Here is a 22,502-nt window from a genome sequence, read left to right on the forward strand (position 1 = left end):
ATAATTCTAAACTCTGATATTAGGCGTGCTCTTTCTCAACCTTCTCTACTTTCGCAGCTGCATCCTTGTTACGGATTTTGGTGAGGTAAGAGATCTGCGGACGAACGTTGATTTCTTCCAGCATATGGAATGCACGTCCTTCTCTTTCGACTTCGAGCAATTTCGAAATGCGGCTTTCAGGATCGTTCATGTCTCCAAAAGTAATTGCGTTGGTCGGGCATGAAGATGCGCAAGCCACGTTTACTTCACCGTCGACGATACGTCTTCTTTCCTTCTTCGCAGTAAGCTTAGCCTCCTGGATTCTGTGAACACACATCGAGCATTTTTCGATAACCCCTCTTGAACGTACTGTCACATCAGGGTTAATGACCATTTTACCGAGGTCATTGTTGAATGCGTAATCGAAGTTGTCGTTATCGAAATATTTGAACCAGTTGAAACGACGTACTTTATATGGGCAGTTGTTTGCGCAATATCTTGTACCTACGCAACGGTTGTAAGTCATTTGGTTCAAGCCCTCGGAGCTGTGGGTGGTAGCCAATACCGGACATACCGTCTCGCAAGGAGCATTGTTACAGTGCTGGCAAAGCATCGGCTGGAATGTAACTTCCGGATTTTCAGAAGCAATTTCCAATCCGCGAAGATCCTCTACATCCGCATCGCTGCTGTAATAGCGGTCGATACGCAGCCAGTGCATTTCACGGGCATTGATGATTTCCTGGCGGCCAACAACCGGAATGTTGTTCTCGTTCTGACAGCTGATCACGCAAGATCCGCAACCGAAGCAGGTGTTCAGGTCGATCACCATACCCCACGAGTGGTTTTTGTATTTGTGACCGTTCCAAAGCGATAGGTCAGTTGCATCAACTTCTCCCTCCGAAGTCTGGATTTTCGGAACGAAACGTCCGGCCATCGGATCTTTCTGGAAGTGAGCGAGTACAGTCTCTTGCAGAACCGACTTACGGTTCATTACGGTATTGTGCGTCTGAGTCTGAGCAATTTCGCGGGTTTCACCTGTTTTTGAAACAGTTACTTCGCCCGGAGTGAAGTTCAGGAAGCCGTCGGTGAAAGTAGCAAACGGGAATACGTTTTTACCTACACCATTGGCTGATTTACCAGCTTTTTCACGACCGAAACCAATCGCAACCGCAACGGTTCCTTGCGCAAGACCTGGTTGAATAATCACCGGCAATTCTACTGATTTGCCTTTCAGGTCTACCTTCACAACATCACCTTGTGCAAGGCCAAGTTCCTTTGCAGTCTTTTGTGAAAGACCCGCGTGGTTATCCCAGCAAGCTTTCGTGATCGGATCGGGATTTTCCTGCAACCAAGGATTGTTTGCAGCGAAACCAGTACCCATACCTACGTTTTCGAAGATCGCCAGTTCAAGACCTGATGACGATGCTTTGTATCTTTTCGCAATACCGGCAGCAGCAGCAGCGATGTTTCCGGTGAATGCAGCACCCGTAGCAGCCGATGCCGAAGCTACATCGAATACACCGTCGTGCAGGGACTTAATCCAGAATTTCTCGAAGTCACCACCTGCGCTTTGCGGATAGATGTTCTTTCTCCAATATGCCTTTACATATTCATGGTAGTCAGCCGAAGCCCCTGCCCATTTCAAAAGGCTTGCTTGTGCCTGGCGCGTGCTGAAAATCAGGCTTATCGCCGGCTGCATCAAGCTGTATGACCCTGCAACCGGTTCTGCATCACCCCATGATTCGAGGTAGTGCGGCGCAGGAAGGATGTATTTCAAAAGGGAAGATGTTTCATCTGCACGGTCGTTGAACGACACGCTCAATGAAACCTGTGGCAATGCAGCAGCCAGTTCCGCACCGCGTGGGTGATCGTAAACCGGGTTAGCACCCCACAAAATCAATGCAGAAACTTTACCGCCTTTGATCTCATCGATCAGTTGGTTGGTAGCGATGTCGTTACCCTGACGGTAGTTCGCAGGTTTGTCAAGATTGATAGTTGAACCGTAGCTTCCCAGCAGGCTGTTCAGCGCGTTTACGATCACCTGTACCGAAGGGTCGTTTACACCAGAAACAACTACTGCCTGTCCTTTCGCAGCTACGAGGTCCGCAGCAGCTTTGTCCAGGTTGTCGATGTTCAATGCCGGTGTAGCAACCGGAGCACCGCCCAGTTTCGCTGCTACCTTGTTATAAAGTGCAGCCGCTACCAGACCGATCTGCGAAGGTTTCACCGAAGTACGGTAATCCGCATTAGCACCGGTCAGTGAAAGTGTTGATTCGAATTGGTACAAACGGGACATTTCCTTATTACCCTCTTTCTCGCTGCTCACGCGACGGGTGTCCGCGAATTGCTTAGAGAATGTATCAGGCGCAAGCCATGTTCCGAGGAAGTCGCCATCAATACCTACGACTACTTTTGCTTTGCTGAAATCGTAAGAAGGGATTACAGCTTTGCCGAATGACAACTCGTTACCTTTTACAATAGCGTAAGATGAGTTGGCATCGTAAACCACATGGGTAGTGGTTGGATATTTCGCAGTGAAGTCTGCAATTACCGCCTTGGTCGACGGGCTCAGAATGGTTGAAGTAAGAATACGGATCGCTCCGCCTTTTGCTGCGATTGCCCCAAGTTGATCAGCGATCTCCTTGTCAACAGCTTCCCAGCTTACTTTTGTATCTTCTCCTTTTTTAGGACCTTTCAGTTTCTCATTGTCGTACAGGCCGAGCAACGAAGCGTGTGCACGTGAGCTCACACCGTAAGATACTTTTGAAAGGGAATTGCTTTCTATTTTAATAGGTCGGCCCTCGCGGGTTTTGACCAGGATACTCGCGTAATCTCCACCTTCTGCGTAAGTGGAGGCATACCAGTTAGATATAGTCGGGAATTCGCCCTCCGGCTTGTTAACGTAAGGGATCGCCTTCTTAACCGGGGTCTCGCAAGCAGCCAGGGATACCGCCGCCATTCCAAAGCCCAATACTTTAAGGAAATCACGACGATGAGTGCCTACGCCATCCACCAGGCTTTCATACTGACTTTCGGTCGGTGCGCTTGGGAACTCTGAACTTGCATCCTTTACAAACTTCTCGTCATTCCTCAGCTCTTCAAGTCCCCGCCAGTATCTTTTATTAGTATTTTCCATAAAACTATTCAATACAATGAGTTGTATCCGGTATTATTTTCTTGATTAATAGTGGCACTTAGAACATTCCAAACCACCAATATCCGCAACTTTCAAAGCCTCTTTGCTTTCAGAAGCGTGCAACTGTACCAGCTTATCGTAGTACTGATTGTCTTTGGTATTTACCTCAGTTTTACGGTGACAATCAATACACCATCCCATCGTCAGTGACGAACGTTGCTGTATTACTTCCATTTTCTCAACTTCGCCGTGGCAGTTCTGACACTCCAGGCCACCCACGTTTACGTGCTGTGCGTGGTTAAAATAAGCCAGGTCAGGCAGGTTGTGAACGCGCACCCATTCGATAGGCTGGTTGTTCTCGATAGAAGTATAAATCTTTTGAATTTCAGGAGATTCCTTTTTGATAACACCGTGGCAGTTCATGCAGATGTTAGCAGAAGGGATGTGTGCCGACTTACCGCGGTTAACGCCGGTGTGGCAATAGTTACAGTCGATTTTGTACTCGCCTGCGTGCAATTTGTGAGAGAATGAAATAGGCTGCTTAGGAGCGTATCCCTGCTGAACGCCTACATTAAACGCTCCGTCCAAAGTAGATTTCAAAACGAGCAGGACGAAGATCCAGAGTGTCGCAGAGCGGATCGCAGGATCAACTGTCAATTTCTTAAGAATACTACCGAAACCCTCGCCGGCAGCTTCCTCAGTTTCAGCACCGCCGCCTTTAACAGCTTTCGAAAGAAGCGATACGATCACGAGCAGAACGCCTAGTACCAATACCATTACCACGACCAATGCAACCAATACGATCACGAACAGATCGGAAGGACCGCTACCCTTTGCATCCCCCGCCGCAGCCGCAGGAGCTCCGGCAGCGCCAGCCGCCGCAGCAGCAGGAGCAGCACCAGCCTTGTCGACATAAGCGAAGATCGCTTTGATATCATCATCCGAAAGGTTCGGGAAGCTCGTCATCTGAGCTTTCGAATACTCGTTGTAAATCTTGACAGCGTAAGGATCGCCGGAAGCGATCACCGCCGAAGAGTTACGTACCCACTTGGTAAGCCATGCAAAATCGTGGCGGGAACTTGCTCCCTTCAACCCGGGACCAACCACACGTTCGTCTGTCGGAGCGTGGCACTGGGCGCAGTTGTTTTTGAAGATCGACTCACCTTTCGCAGCGTCGCCGCCCCCAGCAGGTGCCGCAGCGCCTGCGGCAGCAGTGCTATCCTGAGCAGATACTAAAGTGGGGACGCTTAATAAGATAGCTAAGAGGATAGCTACAAAGGTTTTTGAGTAATTAAAGAAGGAACAAAACTTAGCGTCCATTCGGAATGGTATATTCATAATCAACTATTCATTATTCTTCAACAGACAAAACTAGCTTACGATTTTTTATCCACAAAAGTATTTCAGGGATATTTTACCCCACCTTCTTATTTATAATTTGTCTAATTTGCTAGACCAAGTTAACAGGAGTTACAAAATTTTTAATATCTGATTTTCAAGCAACTAGCAAAAAAAATACCATTTGGAGCTCGTTCAAAAAGCTTGTTCCAAATGGTATTTTTCAGGCATTTAATTGTGTCCGGAATCTGGGGAAAATGACCACAATTCCAGGTGAGGTTCCGAGCGGATTCGAACCGCTGTACGAGGTTTTGCAGACCTCTGCCTAGCCACTCGGCCACGGAACCATTTCTAAAAATCAGCTGCCTGCACAAGGCTGGCAGCTGATTCCGGGTGCAAAAGTATTAAAAAATTCTTCCGCACCATATTTTATTTTACTTTTTTCCTTTTTTCTCGCTCTCTTCCAACTGCTCTTTCAAAGCAGACAGAACGCTAAGGTCTCCGAAAGTAGATTTTTCTACTTCTTTGTTCACTGATTCCGCAGCAGGAGCTTTGGCAGCTTTTGCTTCTTTCTTTTCCTCAGCAGGAACACCTTTTACTTTAGAGTGAGTCAGAACGATCTTCTTCTCGTCTTTCAGGAATTCAAGAACAGTGAAGTCAAGGCTCTCACCTACCTCAGCAAATGTTCCGTCTTCTTTCGCAAGGTTTTTGATAGACGCAACACCTTCGATTCCGTAAGGAAGTTCGAGTGTAGCGAATTTATCACCTTTCGCAACGATCGTCGATTTATGTACTGAACCTACTTCGAAAATGCTCTCGAAAGTATCCCATGGGTTTTCTTCAAGCTGCTTGTGGCCCAAAGCAAGACGACGGTTTTCTGCGTCAAGTTCAAGTACAACTACTTCCAGCTCGTCGTTTACTTTCACGAAGTCGGAAGGATGCTTGATTTTCTTAGTCCATGAAAGGTCAGAAACGTGTACCAGACCGTCGATACCTTCTTCCAGCTCGATGAAGAGACCGAAGTTCGTCAGGTTACGAACAACACCTTTGTGACGGGTACCGATCGCATATTTCTCTTTCAGTGAACCTTGAGTCCAAGGATCTTCGGTAAGTTGTTTGATACCCAGAGACATTTTGCGCTCCTGACGGTCAAGCGTCAATACAACCGCGCTGATCTCGTCGTTCACATTCATGAACTCCTGTGGATTGCGCAGGTGCTGAGACCATGACATTTCAGAAACGTGGATCAGACCTTCAACACCTGGTTTGATCTCCAAGAAAGCGCCGTAGTCAGCAACGTTCACGATGCGACCTGTAACTTTCGATCCAACCTGGATTGACTCGTCCAGAGAATCCCATGGGTGAGACTGAAGTTGTTTCAGACCCAAAGAAATACGTTTTTTCTCTTCGTCGAAGTCGAGAACAACCACGTTCAGTTTCTGATCCAGTGAAAGGAGGTCAGATGGGTGGTTGATACGGCCCCAAGAGATATCCGTGATGTGCAACAGACCGTCAACACCACCCAAGTCGATGAACACACCGAAGTTGGTCATGTTTTTGATCACACCTTCCAGTACCTGACCTTTTTCAAGGTTGTTCAGGATTTGCTGACGTTGCGCTTCGAGGTCTTTCTCGATCAGGATTTTGTGAGATACGACTACGTTATCGTTAGCGTAGTTGATTTTCACAACTTTTACTTCCATGCGCTTTCCAACGAAAACGTCGAAGTCGCGGATTGGCTTCACATCGATTTGTGAACCTGGCAAGAAGGCTTCAATGCCGAAAATATCAACGATAAGACCACCTTTGGTTCTTCTCTTAACATTTGCATCGATAACAACATCCTCGTCGAATGATTTCTGGATGTTATCCCATGCAGTGATAACTTTCGCTTTTTTGCGTGAAAGTACCAGCTGACCTTGTGCGTCTTCCTGGTTCTCTACGTAAACTTCCACTTCGTCGCCGATTTTCAAACCTGGCAGGTCGCGGAATTCATTGGATGAAACGATACCATCAGATTTGAAACCGATGTTCAGGATCACCTCGCGGTCTGTAATACCTACTACAACACCTTTAACTACTTCTTTTTCCGAAACCGGAGAAAGGGTAGTTTCATACATTTGTTCCAGACGGCTACGGTCAGCTGATGAATAAGCAGTTCCGAAACCTTTGTCCGATGCTTTATCCCAATCGAATTCGGGAAGTGGTTGATTTTGTTTTTCCTTAGACATAAATAGGAATAATGGCCCTTCGATACATCAGCCGCCGGGCTAATCGGCTGAAAATTAGTTCAACAAGTATTTTTTAAAAAATCAGGACGCAAAATTACGCGATTCGAAAGCAATATCCGAACGGTTGGGCGATTTAATTTTACGCAAGGGGAAGAAGGTGCCGTTTGGGTGTAAAATGGTCAGGGTTAGTCAGGTATTGTCAGGAAGTAGCGGTCCGCCGCGCGGTCAAGTGTTGTCGGGAGATAGTCGAACGTTGTCAGGTGTAGTCAGGAGGTGGTCAAGTATATTCAGGTATGGCCAGAGATAGTCGGGGAATAAAATCGGAGAAGACTTGATCCAGGTATCGAAAGAGTACGTGTGACAACCAATGACTATTCCTGACCACACCTGACACCTCCTTCAACCTCCTGACAATACCTGACCACAAATAACAACCCACAAACCGGTGCCATACCGAACGGACGTTAACAGTGCCGCTCCTTCGATCCGAGGTAAGGCAGCCATTCATCATCGGCCATGCCTGAAAAATCACGAATGAACATTAAAAAAGAAGGCCGGAACGGTCGCTGCTTTAACGGCATGTCAACCTCTTCCGGCGTATGGTCTCCTTTGCGGGAGTTGCATCTTTTACAGGCGGTGGCCAAATTGTCCCAGGTGGTCTTCCCGCCCCTACTTTTCGGCAACACATGGTCCAGCGTCAGATTATCGTGGGTTCCGCAATACTGGCACCTGTTGCCGTCCCGCTTGAAGAGGTTTTGCCTGGTCATGACTACGCCCCTGTACGGTATATGTATGTAACGATGGAGGCGTATCACGACGGGCATGGGATACCTGTCGTTGACAGTCCTGAGATGCTCCTGCTGAGACTCGGCGAGCATTTCAGCTTTCTTCATATAAACCAGCAGAAACGCCTTCGGAACTGTGCAAACACTTAGTGCGCTATAATCTTGATTCAGAACCAGTACTTTACCCATGAGCCCTGTGGTAGTTAATTCCCACAATATAAGAATATTTCACCAGAAAAAACGCTCCGGTATTTTCAAATATTGTTGAAAGAATTTAACAGAAAGTCCCGAGGATCACTGGATTAGCACATTTTGTATATCAAACCCTCCGGGTGCTCAGTAACCCGCCCTGTCATTCTCCCGTTTTACATCTCGCTCTTTTATACTATCGCGCTTATCATAAAGCTTTTTCCCTTTGGCTAATGCAATATGCAGTTTCGCCAAACCACGGTCGCTCGTGAATAACCGGACCGGTATAATCGTAAGCCCGACATCCTTCAAGCCTTCGATTAACTTCTTGCGCTCTCGCTTGGTAATCAATAGCTTGCGATCGCGCATGGGCTCGTGGTTGTAATGCGTGCCTTCGGTGTACGGCGAAATGTGTAAACTGCGGATAAACAACTCGCCGTCCATAAAAAGGCAGTAAGCATCCTGAAAATTAACCTTCCCCTGCCTGATCGACTTGATTTCGGTACCCGTAAGCACCATACCGGTCGTGAACTCTTCCAGAAAGAAATACTCGAATGAAGCCCGCCTGTTCCTTATATCTACTTTTTTAACTATTTTTTCCGACATATCGATTCCCAAAATTTTACAAAGGGGCTCAAAATTAAGTTTTTGTTAAAACTATACCAATGAAACGCATTAGCCATTTCCTGACACTGATTTTGCTCACGACCGCCATTACCTCCGCAGACACCCGTGCCCTCGCACAGGCCGCGTCCACAGTCGCCGGCTCGGTAGCGCCCGACGCCGCAACCGCGCGTGAGACGGTCGACAAACTATTCACCGGCATGCGCAACGGCGATTCAACTGCCGTCAGGAGCGTATTTACCAAAACTGCCGCATTGACTTCCATTTCCAAGAACGCCGCCGATTCGGTCGTTACCCATAAAGGAAGCGTCGACGGGTTCGTAAAAGCCGTTGGCACACCGCACAAGGAGCAATGGGACGAACGCATTTACGACGTGAAAATTTCCATCGACAGACCAATGGCGGTCGTTTGGGCGCCTTACAAGTTTTACCTCGGCGGCAAGTTCTCGCACTGCGGCGTCAATGTATTTAATCTCCTCAAAACCAGCGCCGGCTGGAAGATCAACGACATTACAGACACGCGTCGAAAAGACGCTTGCCCCTGATCCATGCATTTGAAACTATAAATACAAAGCGGCCCGCCAGATAACCTGACGGGCCGCTTTGCTAAATGCTATTGCTTATGCGAGCATATTCAGCAGGCTTGTCAATTTATCTTTCAAATCCTTGCGGTCGACGATAAAGTCGAGGAAACCGTGTTCCAAAACGAATTCGGCACTCTGGAAGCCTTTCGGCAGATCCTTACCGATCGTCTCGCGGATTACGCGTGGGCCGGCGAAACCGATCAAAGCTTCGGGCTCCGAAATGTTGAAGTCACCGAGCATGGCGTAAGAAGCTGTGACACCGCCGGTTGTAGGGTCGGTTAACAGCGAAATATAGGGCACTTTGGCCTCTGACAATTGCGCCAGGCGTGCTGAGGTCTTAGCCATCTGCATCAGTGAAAACCCTGCCTCCATCATACGTGCGCCTCCCGACTTCGAAATCATCAGGAATGGGATCTTCTTTTCGAGCGAGTACGAAATCGCGCGGGCGATTTTCTCACCTACTACCGAGCCCATGGAGCCGCCGATGAAACTGAAATCCATACAAGCGATCACCAGATCCAACCCATTCATTTTACCGTGACCGGTACGAACCGCATCTTTCAATCCGGTTTTCTTCATGGTCGACTTAATACGGTCCGGATACGCTTTGGTATCTACAAAACCCAATGGGTCGCCGGAAACAAGGTTGGCATCGAGCTCGATAAACTCATTGTCATCGAAAAGCAGGTTGAAATACACATCCGAACCCACTTTCTCGTGGTAGTTGCAATGCGGGCAGGTAAAAGCATTCTGCTTATGTTCCCTGGTAGGAGTGATTTTTTTGCAATTAGGACATTGATACCATAAACCGTCCGGCGCTTCACGCTTCATTTCAGTCGGTGTATTGATACCTTTTTCTTTCCGAATAAACCAGGACATATTTGTATGTGGGTTGATTTATATATAATAATCTGAAAATCAGATAATTATTGAAGTTTCATGATAAATAACGGGCTCAAATATAACAATAATTGTTGGGTATCATGAAAACTGCCTGGTAACGTGTCGGTTTGGCGGTTAGTTTTGCTGCCAGTAACGGCGTCGTTAGAACAATTTCAAACATTATTTGTTACTAGTGACAAGAACATTAACCGGCACATGACTCCATCCACATCGCCTATAGTGATCATCGTTGGCACCAACCGGCCCAACTCAATGTCCAGGAAAATAGCGGAATACTATCAGGAAATCCTCCAACAACTGCACACCCCCAGCATTATCCTCGATCTGGTGAACTTACCCGACGACTTCACTGTCTCGGCACTATATGCCAATACCGGCAAGAATGAGGCTTTCAACAACCTGAAATCGTTATTGGAGCAGACCGACAAATTCGTCTTTATCGTGCCTGAATACAATGGCTCCTACCCGGGCGTGCTTAAAGCATTTATCGACGGGCTTCCGTATCCCAATAGTTTTTCCAATAAAAAGGCAGCATTGGTGGGCTTATCATCCAACATGCAGGGAGCGGCCATTGCGTTGAGCCATCTGAACGACGTTTTCAGTTACCTGGGCATGAATACGCTGGCGCTGCGCGTGAAGCTTGGGCAGATACGCTCACATTACAACGAAAATGTGATTTCAAACGCATTGTATAAAGAACTGCTCGAAATACAGGCCGGGCAGATTATCCACTTTTAGCATATCAAAAAAGGGAGCTCTTCGCTCCCTTCTTACTATTTCAGCCAGTGCTGTTCCATTTCATGTGCTGGAATCGCAGGACGCTTCCAGAGCTCTACCCTGCTTCGGCGGTAAGCCGGCCCTTCCAGGTCGGAGTATTTTACCAGCCCATCGCGGAAAGACTTCACCATCATTTCCATTTTCAGTGCATCTTCATCCGTCCAGTCGTTCGTCGGTTCGATTTCCGTCAGCGAAATATTGATAGGATCGAAGCCATGCGTCACCCTTTCATCTTCCAGGACGAGGTCGATCGAGCTGGTTGGGGTATTTTCTTCCAGTTCACCAGTTAATACCAGCTCATCTTCCTCCACGGCAAGAGGAGGTAGCTCTTCTTTCGGCTCTTCCACCACTACGGGGCTTGGCTCCGGTTGCCCTTTGACGCCTTTAAGCTGAATACCTGGGATAGGCGACTCGATGCTATCGAAACCGGCCGCCACGACGGTCACACGCAGCTTATCGCCCAGTGAATCGTCGGTGATGGTACCCAGTTTGAACATACGAGCTTCGCCACCCACTTGTGAAAGCACATATTGCCAGATTTCGCGCTGCTCCCGCATCGTAGCCTCTTTTTTCTTGCTGGTCGCAAGCGTTACGAGGATGCGCTTAGCACCGCGAATGTCGCGGTCGTTCAGCAACGGCGAATCCAATGCTTCCTTGATCGCATTCTGCGCACGGTCGGCTCCGGTGGATTCCGAAGTTCCCATTACAGACTGCCCGGCGCTTTTCAACACTTTCTCCACATCTTTGAAGTCCGTGTTGATATTACCGTTCGTGGTAATGATTTCGGAGATACTTTTCACCGCATTGAGCAAAATGCCATCCGCTTCCGCGAATGCCTGCGTCAATGTCATATCCTCATAGAGTTCTTCGAGCTTGTCGTTGAGAACCACTAGGACCGTATCGCTATATTCTTTCAGTTGCTCGATACCTTCGAGCGCCTGCTCTTTCTTGTCCAATCCTTCCCAGGTATAAGGCGCTGTTACCACGGCCACGGTCAGTTTGCCCATTTCTTTGGCCAACTGCGCGATCACCGGCGCGGCACCTGTTCCGGTTCCACCACCCATACCAGCGGTGATAAATACCATTTGCGTGGAACCTCCCAGGAGACCTTTGATCTCCTCGATTGTTTCCAAAGCCGCTTCCTTACCTTTGGTGGCATCGGTACCGGCTCCCAGGCCTTGTGTCAAAGTTGCTCCCAACTGGATTTTGACAGGTACAGGGCTATTTGCTAACGCCTGCCTGTCTGTATTACAAACCGCAAATTCTACATCTTTGATCTTCTTCTCAAACATGTAGTTCACAGCATTGCTACCACCCCCGCCGACACCAATCACCTTGATGATAGCCGGTTCACCGTGGCCTTCTCCGTTTGGGTCTTTGATGATTTCGTTCACTATATAGTCCTGATCTAATGCGTGCAACAAGCTATTGTTCATATTCTTTCCGGGGTTGAGTATGCGTGATGATATTCCTGTTAATAGTCTCCCAGACTCTCGTCTTTTTTACCAATAATGCCGGTAATATTGTCCCAAAACGTTCCGTTGCGTTTTGGTTGCTCTTTGGCTTCTTTTACGGGTTCTTTCTGCACGACATTGCCGGTATTGAAAGCCGATGCAGGTTTGCAAACCGATTTCACCCGTGGATCCACTGACTTCAATCCGGCCCAGGCCAGTCCGATAGCAGTATTGAACGAAGCATTGCTTACCGCATCCGCTTTCGCCGTCCGGTCCAGGTTTTCGGGATAGCCTACGCGTACCGACATGTCAGTGATCCTTTCGAACAATGCCTCGATTTCCGGGATATTCGCCGAACCGCCTGTCAGCACGAGTCCGCCGATCAGTCTGTCGGCGTAACCCGATTTAATGATCTCCGCATAAACCATCGCCGCGATTTCCTTCAAACGCTCTTCGATGATCAATGCCACATTCTTTTTCAAAACCGGCTTCGGTTGGCGGCCTGCCAGGTAATTGATCAGGATTTCGACATTCAAAGGAACATCTGCGGACACCGCCACACCATATTCTTTTTTCAAATGCTCCGCATTCTCGAACTGAATGCCACAGCCTACCTCCAAGTCGGAAGTAATGTGCCGTCCGCCGATCGGGAATGATGCAATATGACGCACAATGCGGTCGTGATAAATGATCACGTCCGTAGTATGGTCGCCGATATCCACCATCGCAATACCGGCTTTCATTTCATTGTCGGTCAATACAGCCAGGCTGGTTGCCAGTGGAGCTAATACCAGCTTATCGCATTTTAGCGCCTGGTCCGCTTCGGCAAGGCTTTTCTTGGTACGCAATACCGACTGGCTGTTCGCAGACACCACCAGGAAGTTACCTCCCAGTTTAATACCCGTGCGGCCTACCGGCTCGCGTACGCCCGTCGAGTTATCGACCGTGAAATCCATCGGTAGTACATGCAGCACGTCGAAATTCGGTTCGATTTTCGCCCGGTACATGTCATCAACCAGTTGGTCTACATCCCGCTGCGTTACTTCCTCGCCCGATGACGCCGAAGGCCGGATCACCCCGTCGCTCTGCGCGCTCACCTTCACGTGCGTGCCCCCGAAGCTTACATTGACTATACCAATATCGAGATCCGAACGTGAACCAGCTTCCGCCAGTGCTTCCTTGATCGCGCTGCCAACCTGTTTAATGTTTTCAACGGAGCCGTTTACTACTGCTCCCGACGGCACAGGGACTTCGCTGAAGCCCAAAATCTCGATATTGTTCCGGCGCGTCGCTGAGCCTTGCGCAGCCACCACCGTTATTTTAGTACTTCCAATATCTACCCCAACTACAATCTTATCGTGTGCCATGCTGATGGTGAATTATTATTCACAAACTATTTGATCTTGAAACTTAACACTAATTCTTTTGTACCGCCCCCAATCCTTGCTCAACACCTTGTCATAAAAGATGCGCAATTTTTTGAACTTGGCCTCGAAATCTTCCGCCATTCCCAGTTCGACCCGTTGGTCGCCCAGTAATGTCGTAAGGTCTATCTCACCATCCTTGTCCACATTCATTTGCGTAACCTGCGCTTTCCAGAACGGGTCGGTGTTCAGAAAACGCAATAACTCCAAAACCTGAGCGCCCTTTTCGGACCTCAGCTTTTGAGGGTTCTGGAAATACGCCCCTGAAACCAGTAACGTTCTTGCTGAATAACTTTCTGATAGAGGAAAAAAAACGCCCTCATGGTTGATATAGTATCCCGATGTGTTCCGCATTTCCCCATTATCCGAAGTGTTAATCCAGCGCGCAAGCGGTTTCTCCTGCTCTACTTCGACTACTATATTGCCCCTGAGGTCACGAAAAACCTGACATTTCTTGATCAATTTGTTGCGGCTGACACGGTTTTCCAGATCGTGCAAGGCCACATCTTTAAGCCTGCTTCCGATCAGCGGATCACCGCCGTTTTCGGTCAGCAGCATTTGCACATCCATTTGGTTCAGGAATCTTGTACCCGAATCCCCTTGAATCGATATTACGAGATTTGTGCAACGCTGTTGACCGAGCTTGCTTTCCGCCATGCCGATGCCGGCGATGGGCAGAATAAGCCACAAACTACGCTTCAACAAAGTCCATGAATAGTCAAATTTACGTAACATCTTAGTAATATTAAAAATGCTTTGACTAATTATTCGCAACGGTATTTTGCAGCAAATCGCGTATCGGGCCTACCAAAGTATCGATATCCCCGGCGCCTATCGTGACTACAATATCCGTATTTAATTCTTTTAAAAGTTGTAAAACTTCTTCTTTTGCAACCAGTTGTTTATCATCCAAGGTCACTTTGTCCAGGATCATTTTCGAATTAACACCCTCTATCGGCAATTCGCGCGCCGGGTAAATATCCAGAAGCAAGAGGCGGTCCGCCAGCGATAAACTTTCTGCGAAACCGTCCGCAAAGTCTCGCGTGCGGGTGAACAGGTGCGGCTGGAAGATCGCCGTCACGTGGCGGCCGGGATACAACCCCTTCACCGACGACAAAAAAGCCTCGATTTCCGTCGGATGGTGCGCATAATCGTCGATATACACATTTCCTTCTTCCTCTACCTGGTATTCAAATCGGCGTTTCACACCTCCGTAACTTTCCAGCGCCTCCTTGATTTTTGCGGGTTCCACGCCGATGTATAATGCCACCGCGCTCGCAGCAATCGAGTTTTCTATATTATGATAACCCGGGATTTTCATCGCAATACCTTCAATCACACCTCCGGGGTAGATCAGGTCAAATACGAACCGGGCATTCTCGATACGGATATTCTCCGAATGATATGGTCCGCTATTTAATGAGTAGGTAAATACCTGAGCCTTGCTGCTATCCGCGATTTCCAAACCTTCGCGCATGAATAATGCCCCGTTTTCGTCGATCTGGCTCACGTAATCCCGGAAAGATTCGAGCACAGCTTCGTGCTTGCCGTAAATATCGAGGTGATCGGCGTCGGTTGATGTCACAATCGCAATTTCCGGAAACAATGTGAGGAAAGAGCGGTCGAATTCATCTGCCTCTACCACACAGAAAACCTCTTCCAGCTTGTCGGTAGGCTCATTGAGGAGCAGGTTAGTACCGTAGTTTTGGGTAATACCTCCCAAAAACGCCGTGCTGTTCACGTGCGCGTGGCGCAGGATGTGCGCTACCAGCGAAGACGTGGTCGTTTTCCCGTGTGTACCCGCGACGCCGATTGTCCGCAGGTTTTTAGTTAAAATGCCTAAAACCTGCGAGCGTTTCAGGATCAAAAAGTTTTCGTCCCGGAAGTAAAGCATTTGCTTATGCTGCACCGGAACGGCAGGCGTATAAATGACGAGCGTTTGTTGCGGATCGGCGGTAAAGGCTGCCGGAATAGTCGAAACCTCATCTTCGAGCGTCACCGGAATGCCTTCTTCAATGAGTTTGCCTACCAGCGGGGTCATCGTTTTGTCATAACCGGCCACGTCAAAGCCATTAGCTTTAAACCAACGGGCCAGCGCACTCATTCCGATCCCGCCTATTCCTACAAAATAGATATATTTCCAATTTGTCACAGAGGATGACATCATATTCAAATCTTGGGGTTACTGAATCAAATTAAAAACTTCTGCGGCAATGTCGTCGGCCGCGCTCGGACGCGCCAGTTTATTGATATTCGTCTGCAATTCACGTTGGCGCGTCACATCGTCGAGCAGGGCCAATGCCTGGTCCACCAGCTTCGTCCGCGCTTCCGAGTCCCTTACCAGAATGGCCGCATTGCTATCGACAAGGTTCATCGCATTCTTGGTCTGATGGTCTTCCGAAGCATACGGAAACGGCACCAGGATGGCAGGTTTAGCAGCAAGGCACAGTTCTGAAACCGACAATGCGCCAGCGCGTGAAACCACCACATCGGCAACCGCATAGGCGAGATCCATGGTATATATGAAGTCAAATGCTTTTACCCGGTCGGTTCCCAGTTTTTCGATAGCGGCTTTCGCCTTGTCGATATCGTTCTTGCCGGTTTGCCATAATATCTGATACCCGGCTTCCACCAACCTGCCCAGTCCTTCCGTGATACTTTCGTTGATCGAACGCGCACCGAGGCTACCTCCCATTACAAACAGTGTTTTGGAACCTTCGCTTAATTCAAAATGCTCCAAACCAGCGGCGCGCTTCAAATGCACGTACGTAATGTCGCTCCGGACGGGGTTTCCCAGCATCGTAATTTTCTCTTTCGGAAAAAACGCTTCCATACCCGGGTAAGCCACACAAATTCTGGCGGCCTTTTTAGCAAGAAATTTATTGGTAATGCCTGCGTAGGAATTCTGTTCCTGGATCAAAGTCGGAATACCGGCCATGGACGCCATCATCAGCAACGGCCCGCTGGCAAAACCGCCGACCCCCACTGCTACGTCGGGTTTGAATTCTTTGATCACCTCCCGGGCTTTCATCAGGCTTCGCAGCATTTTGAAAGGGAGCGCCAGGTTTTCCAGCGAAAGGCTTCTTTTGATTCCCGCAATGGGGAGACCCACGATTTTATAACCTGCGCGGGGTACTTTTTCCATTTCCATTTTTCCCAAAGCACCTACAAACAGGATCTCCGTGTCCGGCTCCTTGTGCTGCAATGCATTGGCAATGGCGATAGCCGGGTAAATATGCCCGCCGGTCCCTCCTCCGCTGATAATGATTCTTTTTGCCATGTTAAATGCGTTTTTCCTCCACGATTTCCCCCCGGCTCACGCTGAGGATCATGCCCATTGCAATACCCGTGAAAAGCAGCGACGTTCCACCCTGACTAAAAAACGGCAGCGTTTGCCCCGTTACCGGCACTAAACCTACGGTTACCGCCATCGCAGAAAATGCCTGGCTCACCACGATAAATGTCAGTCCGGCCGATAGCAACCCGCCAAACGGCCGCTTCGTCGCTTCGATCGCTTTCAGACCCCGGTACAACAGGATCAGGTACAGGATGATCAACGCGGTACCACCCAGCGTGCCGTACTCCTCCACCGCGACCGCGAAAATGAAGTCTTTCTGAGGCTCCGGAAGAAAGCGGCGTTGGCGGCTTTTGGAAACACCTTCCCCGTACAATCCACCGCGGGCCATTGCCATATAGGATTGCTGCGATTGGTAAACCACTACGTCCTTGTCAAAAAACGTAGATATCCGGCTTTGCGCCGTTCCGGAACGCTGTGTGGAGTTAAGCAAAATGGCGATCGTCGCAAAAAACACCAGGCCGAGCGCCGTGAATGCCAGGTAATGCAGCGGAACTTTGCCTACGAACATCAGCAAAAAGCAAATACCCGCCAGCATTACGGCCGTCGATACGTTACTCACGAAAATCAGCCCGCATACGACACCTACGAGCGCGAGCGGTTCCATGAAGAGCTCACGGGTATTCCAGCCGCCTTTGATATGCCGCGCAAGAATCAGCGACAAATGCGCTACCAGCGCCACCTTGGCCCATTCCGAAGGCTGGAAGCGCTGGCCGATCACCGGGATCTCAATCCAGCGGGCTGCATCATTCACCGATCTCCCGAAAAACATCGTGAATATCAAAAGCAGAATGGAGCTCCAGACCGCAAGCCGCGTTACATACACGAATTTGATATAAGGCACCCGGTGGACGAAATACATCACGCCGAGCGACAGCACGCACAGCAATGCATGTTTATAAAGGTAATATTCGGTATTACCGTCCATCTGGCTGTAAGCGTCCTTCACCGAAGCACTGTACACCACCACAATGCTCCACATCAGCATGATAATGCATATCCCCCATATCCAGGGGTCACCTTTGAGGTTTTTGCTAAACCATGCCTGGGTATCTTCCCTTGTTTTGTTCAGGAAATCCATATTGTTTGGCGGCTAATATTGGATTGTTGAGTTATTGTCAAGTATAGTCAGGGATTGTCAGGAAAGAGTCATGAAAGTAGATTTCTGACAGCAGCTTTGAACTGATCACCCCGGTCTTCATAGTTTTTGAACAAATCAAAACTCGCGCAGGCGGGCGAAAGCAGAACGATATCTCCCGGCACGCCCCATTCCCGCCCTTTGTTGACGGCATCCTGGACGTCCTCGGTCGCGTAAATTTGCGGGACTTTGCCTGAAAAATAGTTTTCAAGCTTCGCCGGGTCCTTCCCCAGCACGATCAGTCCTTTCACTTTATTCTTTACCAGCTCTTCAATTTGTGAATAATCATTCCCTTTATCCACACCACCGGCAATCAGGATCACCGGCTGGTTGAAGCTGCCCAATGCGTAGAAAACGGAATCCACATTGGTAGCCTTGGAATCATTGATATAGGTTACCCCATTGATCACTTCCACCTGTTCGAGTCGGTGGGGCGCATTGGTGAACGACTTCAATCCTTCGCTGATCTTTTCCGCATCGACGCCCAGCAACTGTGCAACCGAAATCGCCGCCAGCGCATTGATCGCATTATGCGGACCTTTGATCGGCAATTCACCGAATGCCTGCGCAAATGCACGGCCATTAATACTGGAAATCAACTGCCCGTTTTCAAGGTACGAACCTGAGTCCAATGCATTTTCCAGCGAAACTTGCACCTTCCCAACCGTCGGGTTTCGCTTTTCGAGCTCCTTCTCAATCACTTCACTCTCCTTATAGTAAATGAAATGATCTGAGGCCGTCTGGTTACGGATAATATTGAATTTGGAATTCACATAATTCTGGAAATCATACCCATAACGATCGAGGTGATCGGGAGTGATATTCAGGAGAACGGAAATATAAGGGTGGAAATCAACAATATTATCCAGTTGGAAACTACTGATTTCCAATACATAATAATCAAAATGCTTTTCGGAAACGGCCCAGGCGAAGCTGTCGCCGATATTGCCTGCCAAGCCTACATTCAGCCCTGCGGTTTTGAGCAAATGATAGGTAAGTAAGGTGGTAGTGGTCTTGCCGTTACTACCCGTAATCGCAATCAGTTTCGCATCCGTATAGCGCGAGGCGAACTCGATTTCGGAGATCACCGGAATGCCCTTTTCTTTCAATGCGACGATCAGAGGCACTTTATCGGGAATGCCCGGACTCTTTACCACGAGGTCGCTTTCGAGGATGCGTCCCTCCGAATGCTGCCCCTGTTCAAATGGAATATTTTTACTGTTCAGAATGTCCGCGTACTTCTGATGCAACTGGCCCTTATCCGATAAAAAAACTTCAAAACCTTTGGATTTCGCGAGGATCGCCGCGCCTGCGCCGCTTTCTCCGCCACCCAGAATCGTCACCTTTTTTTGCACTAGAATCGAATTAAAGCGTTGAACAATCTGCAATAACCACGAAGGTAAATCATTTGCCGAATGGATAAAAAAAGAGGCACACGAAATATGCCTCTCTTTTGTTATTTATGAACCTTAAAGCAGTTCTACTCCTTCTTCAACGATTCGGATAATTTCAATCGATTGGCTGCTTTTACAATCAGGAAGATCACCCAGGCGATGAGCAGGAACTGAATCATGGTCTGGATAAAGTTTCCGTATCGGATCGCTACTTCCGGGGTTTCACCGACGGCTTCTTTCAGCACAACCTTAAGTTGTGTAAAATCCACTCCGCCGAGGATCAGCCCGAGGATCGGGTTGATAATGTCCTCTACCAACGAAGTAGTGATTTTCCCGAACGCCGCACCGATAACGACACCGACTGCAAGATCCAGCACGTTGCCCTGGGCAATGAATGTTTTAAATTCTTTTAGCATAACAAGATGAGGTTAGTTGATTAGATTAAAAAGCAAATAAAAAGCCTATGCTGAGGGCCTGAGCAAACTGGATTTTGTTGCTCTGGTCTTCGTCGTAAACCATAATGGCGCCGAGATTGACATTGACATACTTGTTGATCTTCGCTGTCAGCTGGGCGTCCAGACGGTTATCTATATTCAAAGGGTGCTTGAAGCTGGAAAACATCAGATACCGGAATTTCAGATTGACGTCCTTCGCGATATCCTTGTCAAAATTGGCTACCAGCTGGATCAGGGCCGCTTCCGTACGCACGCGCTTGCCGATGGGTACGCCATAATTCTTCTGGTCGGGCGTATTAACGTACAAATCCTTGTCGACGACGATCGTCTGCCGCAATGCCCCGGGCGCAAGGTCAACAAAGAAATACGGAACGGGACGGTATTCGATACCGATCGCCTCGGTCAGGTAGGCAGGAGCAAGAATGCCCGAGACCTTCTTTTTGAACTTCACCGTATCCTTCTCCGACGAATATTCATAACCGTTGCCAAACTGCGAAAGGAAGTTGACATTGGCGAAAAGGCTCCATTTAGCTGTCAGTTCGCGGTTGTACTTGGTATCGAAGAAGATCCGGTCGACGTTTTTGCGACTTTGCTGGCCCTTGTTACGGACGATACCATACTGTCCCTGGAAGTCATTTCTCCACGAATTCTTACCCACTTTCTTCTCGCTCAATGCGTTCAGAAAAAGGCCCAGTGCGATCGAGTTGACGCCACCACCCGTCCAGTTGGAACTGAATGAGCCCTGGTTCAGGTTGGCGCCGAATTCGATTTTGTGCCAGGCGGTGTCATTAGCGGTTTTCAACCGGCCTGAATTGATCGAATTGGTGAGATCAACTTTGTTTTGGGAAACGGCCGGGAATGTCAGAAGTGCGAGTAAAGTTAAGGCAATAAAGGATGTGCGTTGAAGTTTTTGGCTCATTGTCAATGTGTTTAGTGGACCATACTCATTAAATTTCCATGGTTTTACGACTAACAAATGAGGAGGTTGCGGTCAAAGTAAAGCAATTTCCGACGCTTTCAAAAAAAATTGCCACCTTCTGAAAGTTTATGATACCACTTGCGGAGCTTCCTTCTCGAACGCATCAGGCGCATCTTAACTGCACTTTCGGTAATCCGGAAGAGGCTTGCAATGTCACGGATACTGCGGTCGTCGAGGTAGCGGAGGTAAATCATCGCCTTGTCTTCCAGGCCGAGCAAATCGAGTGCTTCTTTGAGCATCACCAGATTTACATCTTCCTCAAATAAGCCTTGCAGGCAAAATTCTTCTTTCCCTGCGCCTTCGGGCGTTTCAGCCTCGAGCACAAGAACGACCCGGCGTTTACTGCCGCGTGCGAGGTCCATGCAATGATTATGCGTGATGGTAAAAAGCCAGGTGGAGAATTTGGAACCGGTCTTAAATGAGCTCATTTTATGGATCAGTTTAAGAAAGACATCGTGCATAATGTCTTCGGCGCGGGTGGCGTCCTTGGTGAGCGTGACGCATTTTTGATAAACCTTGACGGCATAACGCTCGTAAAGTTTCTGAAAATGACGATTGTCCCTTGATTCGAGGAAGAATCTAACTAATTCTTCATCTGTCGAATTATGCTCCGAACAGGAATTACTCCGTAAATCAACCATTCTGCCTGATGAAATGCCGCCGATAGCGTGTGTCGAAAATTAAATTGCATTTAACTTTCTGTAAATATGAAAAAACAACGCCTGGTATACAAATTAGATACCAGGCGTTGTCAATATATTTTGTTGCTGAAAAGGCTTATCCGCCGATCGCTACGCGTTTGAAGGTAGTAACAGTCAAACCTTTTGAAGTTTTCTCAAGCAGCTGACGGATAGTCAGTGAAGAATCTTTCACGAACTCCTGGTTCAACAGGGTGCTGTCTTTGTAGAACTTCTGCAATTTACCCTGAGCGATTTTCTCAAGCATTGCCTCAGGCTTGCCTTCTGCACGTGCCTGCTCTTTACCCACTTCGATTTCGCGCTCGATAGTAGCAGCGTCGATACCGTCTTTATCCAGAGCTACTGGCTTCATCGCTGCAATTTGCATCGCTACGTCTTTACCCAGTTCAGAAACATCCGTTCCGTTAACGCCGGCGAATGCTACCAACACACCCAGTTTACCGTTTGAGTGGATGTAAGGAACCACTTTATCCGCTGAAACGCTTTCGTAAGCAGTGATTTCCAGTTTCTCTCCCAACTTACCTGTCAGTTCCACCATGTGCTCTGACACAGGACGACCGTCAGCCAAAGTTGCAGCCAAAAGGGCATCTTTGTCAGCGATGTTATCCGCTACTGCTTTGTCAAGGATAGATTGTGCAAGGTTTTTGAAATCTTCCACGTTCGATACAGGCTCAGTTTCGCAAGCCAACGCAACGAGTTTACCATTGGTGCCGTCAGCGCTGATGTTGATCAGAACAGTTCCTTCTGATACAGCATTGTCAGCACGTTTTGCAGCTACTTTCTGTCCTTGTTTACGGAGAATATCAACGGCCTTGTCGAAATCGCCATCTGCTTCCTGCAGGGCTTTTTTACAATCCATCATGCCCGCGCCGGTCATTTGGCGGAGTTTGTTTACATCTTGTGCGGTAATTGCCATGATCGTGATAAATATTATGTATTAATGTTTTGTAGTGAAAGGGCCGTTAACCGGGGATGATCAAATGGTTAAGGAATCCCTTCGCAAGAATTTTAAAAAAACGTAGCCCATAGCAAGAGGCTATGGGCTACCGTATATGTCAA

The 22,502-nt window shown here is 48.3% G+C and carries 19 protein-coding genes and 1 tRNA gene; 2 read left to right on the top strand and 18 right to left on the bottom strand.

The annotated features are described in order from the left end of the window. Nucleotides 1-19: 19 nt before the first annotated feature. From J7619_RS16775 to smpB, 6 genes are all read right to left on the bottom strand, one after another. On the bottom strand, nucleotides 20-3,115 hold the full coding sequence (locus J7619_RS16775) for a TAT-variant-translocated molybdopterin oxidoreductase (protein WP_291200777.1): 3,096 nt from the start codon (nucleotides 3,113-3,115) through the stop codon (nucleotides 20-22). Nucleotides 3,116-3,160: 45 nt separating this feature from the next. After that, on the bottom strand, nucleotides 3,161-4,435 hold the full coding sequence (locus J7619_RS16780; protein WP_291200780.1) for a c-type cytochrome: 1,275 nt from the start codon (nucleotides 4,433-4,435) through the stop codon (nucleotides 3,161-3,163). 294 nt (nucleotides 4,436-4,729) lie between these two features. Continuing rightward, nucleotides 4,730-4,800, bottom strand: a tRNA-Cys gene (locus J7619_RS16785). A gap of 87 nt (nucleotides 4,801-4,887) precedes the next feature. Beyond that, nucleotides 4,888-6,684 carry a 30S ribosomal protein S1 gene (rpsA, locus tag J7619_RS16790; protein WP_291200783.1) on the bottom strand — a complete coding sequence of 599 codons (1,797 nt, stop codon included), beginning with the start codon at nucleotides 6,682-6,684 and terminating at the stop codon, nucleotides 4,888-4,890. A 464-nt stretch (nucleotides 6,685-7,148) separates the two neighbouring features. Next, on the bottom strand, nucleotides 7,149-7,658 hold the full coding sequence (locus J7619_RS16795) for an HNH endonuclease (protein ID WP_291200786.1): 510 nt from the start codon (nucleotides 7,656-7,658) through the stop codon (nucleotides 7,149-7,151). Nucleotides 7,659-7,805: 147 nt separating this feature from the next. Beyond that, nucleotides 7,806-8,264 (bottom strand): SsrA-binding protein SmpB, encoded by a 459-nt coding sequence (gene smpB / locus J7619_RS16800; protein ID WP_291200789.1) that lies wholly within the window; start codon nucleotides 8,262-8,264, stop codon nucleotides 7,806-7,808. A 59-nt stretch (nucleotides 8,265-8,323) separates the two neighbouring features. Here smpB and J7619_RS16805 point away from each other — a divergent pair, with 59 nt between their 5' ends. Beyond that, nucleotides 8,324-8,827, top strand: a complete 504-nt coding sequence (locus tag J7619_RS16805; RefSeq protein WP_291200792.1) for a nuclear transport factor 2 family protein — start codon at nucleotides 8,324-8,326, stop codon at nucleotides 8,825-8,827. 75 nt (nucleotides 8,828-8,902) lie between these two features. On the opposite strand, the gene accD is transcribed toward J7619_RS16805, so the two are convergent. Continuing rightward, complete coding sequence (accD, locus tag J7619_RS16810; RefSeq protein WP_291200795.1) at nucleotides 8,903-9,745, bottom strand: acetyl-CoA carboxylase, carboxyltransferase subunit beta; 843 nt, start codon at nucleotides 9,743-9,745, stop codon at nucleotides 8,903-8,905. Between the two features lie 219 nt (nucleotides 9,746-9,964). On the opposite strand from accD, the gene J7619_RS16815 reads away from it, so the two are divergent. Continuing rightward, nucleotides 9,965-10,507, top strand: coding sequence for an NADPH-dependent FMN reductase (locus tag J7619_RS16815; protein ID WP_291200798.1), 543 nt, complete (start codon nucleotides 9,965-9,967; stop codon nucleotides 10,505-10,507). A gap of 35 nt (nucleotides 10,508-10,542) precedes the next feature. On the opposite strand, the gene ftsZ is transcribed toward J7619_RS16815, so the two are convergent. The 11 genes from ftsZ to tsf all read right to left on the bottom strand — a co-directional run bounded on the left by ftsZ (nucleotide 10,543) and on the right by tsf (nucleotide 22,359). Next, on the bottom strand, nucleotides 10,543-11,982 hold the full coding sequence (ftsZ, locus tag J7619_RS16820; protein ID WP_291200801.1) for a cell division protein FtsZ: 1,440 nt from the start codon (nucleotides 11,980-11,982) through the stop codon (nucleotides 10,543-10,545). A gap of 38 nt (nucleotides 11,983-12,020) precedes the next feature. Then, the gene (gene ftsA / locus J7619_RS16825) at nucleotides 12,021-13,367 is read right to left on the bottom strand and encodes a cell division protein FtsA (RefSeq protein WP_291200804.1); all 1,347 of its coding nucleotides are present in this window, start codon (nucleotides 13,365-13,367) and stop codon (nucleotides 12,021-12,023) included. A gap of 15 nt (nucleotides 13,368-13,382) precedes the next feature. Continuing rightward, nucleotides 13,383-14,159 carry a cell division protein FtsQ/DivIB gene (locus tag J7619_RS16830; protein WP_291200807.1) on the bottom strand — a complete coding sequence of 259 codons (777 nt, stop codon included), beginning with the start codon at nucleotides 14,157-14,159 and terminating at the stop codon, nucleotides 13,383-13,385. Between the two features lie 25 nt (nucleotides 14,160-14,184). After that, nucleotides 14,185-15,591, bottom strand: coding sequence for a UDP-N-acetylmuramate--L-alanine ligase (murC, locus tag J7619_RS16835; protein ID WP_291200810.1), 1,407 nt, complete (start codon nucleotides 15,589-15,591; stop codon nucleotides 14,185-14,187). Between the two features lie 15 nt (nucleotides 15,592-15,606). After that, nucleotides 15,607-16,704 (bottom strand): undecaprenyldiphospho-muramoylpentapeptide beta-N-acetylglucosaminyltransferase, encoded by a 1,098-nt coding sequence (gene murG / locus J7619_RS16840; RefSeq protein WP_291200813.1) that lies wholly within the window; start codon nucleotides 16,702-16,704, stop codon nucleotides 15,607-15,609. 1 nt (nucleotide 16,705) lies between these two features. Further along, nucleotides 16,706-17,860 (bottom strand): FtsW/RodA/SpoVE family cell cycle protein, encoded by a 1,155-nt coding sequence (locus tag J7619_RS16845; protein ID WP_106595622.1) that lies wholly within the window; start codon nucleotides 17,858-17,860, stop codon nucleotides 16,706-16,708. A 68-nt stretch (nucleotides 17,861-17,928) separates the two neighbouring features. Further along, a complete protein-coding gene (gene murD / locus J7619_RS16850; RefSeq protein ID WP_409012742.1) occupies nucleotides 17,929-19,272 on the bottom strand; it encodes a UDP-N-acetylmuramoyl-L-alanine--D-glutamate ligase in 1,344 nt (447 codons plus the stop codon). A 125-nt stretch (nucleotides 19,273-19,397) separates the two neighbouring features. Beyond that, on the bottom strand, nucleotides 19,398-19,727 hold the full coding sequence (gene mscL, locus J7619_RS16855) for a large-conductance mechanosensitive channel protein MscL (RefSeq protein ID WP_291200818.1): 330 nt from the start codon (nucleotides 19,725-19,727) through the stop codon (nucleotides 19,398-19,400). 25 nt (nucleotides 19,728-19,752) lie between these two features. After that, nucleotides 19,753-20,685, bottom strand: a complete 933-nt coding sequence (locus J7619_RS16860; RefSeq protein WP_291200821.1) for a DUF3078 domain-containing protein — start codon at nucleotides 20,683-20,685, stop codon at nucleotides 19,753-19,755. 98 nt (nucleotides 20,686-20,783) lie between these two features. Beyond that, the gene (locus J7619_RS16865) at nucleotides 20,784-21,386 is read right to left on the bottom strand and encodes an RNA polymerase sigma factor (RefSeq protein WP_291200824.1); all 603 of its coding nucleotides are present in this window, start codon (nucleotides 21,384-21,386) and stop codon (nucleotides 20,784-20,786) included. A gap of 136 nt (nucleotides 21,387-21,522) precedes the next feature. After that, nucleotides 21,523-22,359, bottom strand: a complete 837-nt coding sequence (gene tsf, locus J7619_RS16870) for a translation elongation factor Ts (protein ID WP_291200827.1) — start codon at nucleotides 22,357-22,359, stop codon at nucleotides 21,523-21,525. Nucleotides 22,360-22,502: the final 143 nt, after the last annotated feature.

The sequence above is a fragment of the Dyadobacter sp. genome (assembly GCF_017744695.1).
Lineage (GTDB): Bacteria > Bacteroidota > Bacteroidia > Cytophagales > Spirosomataceae > Dyadobacter.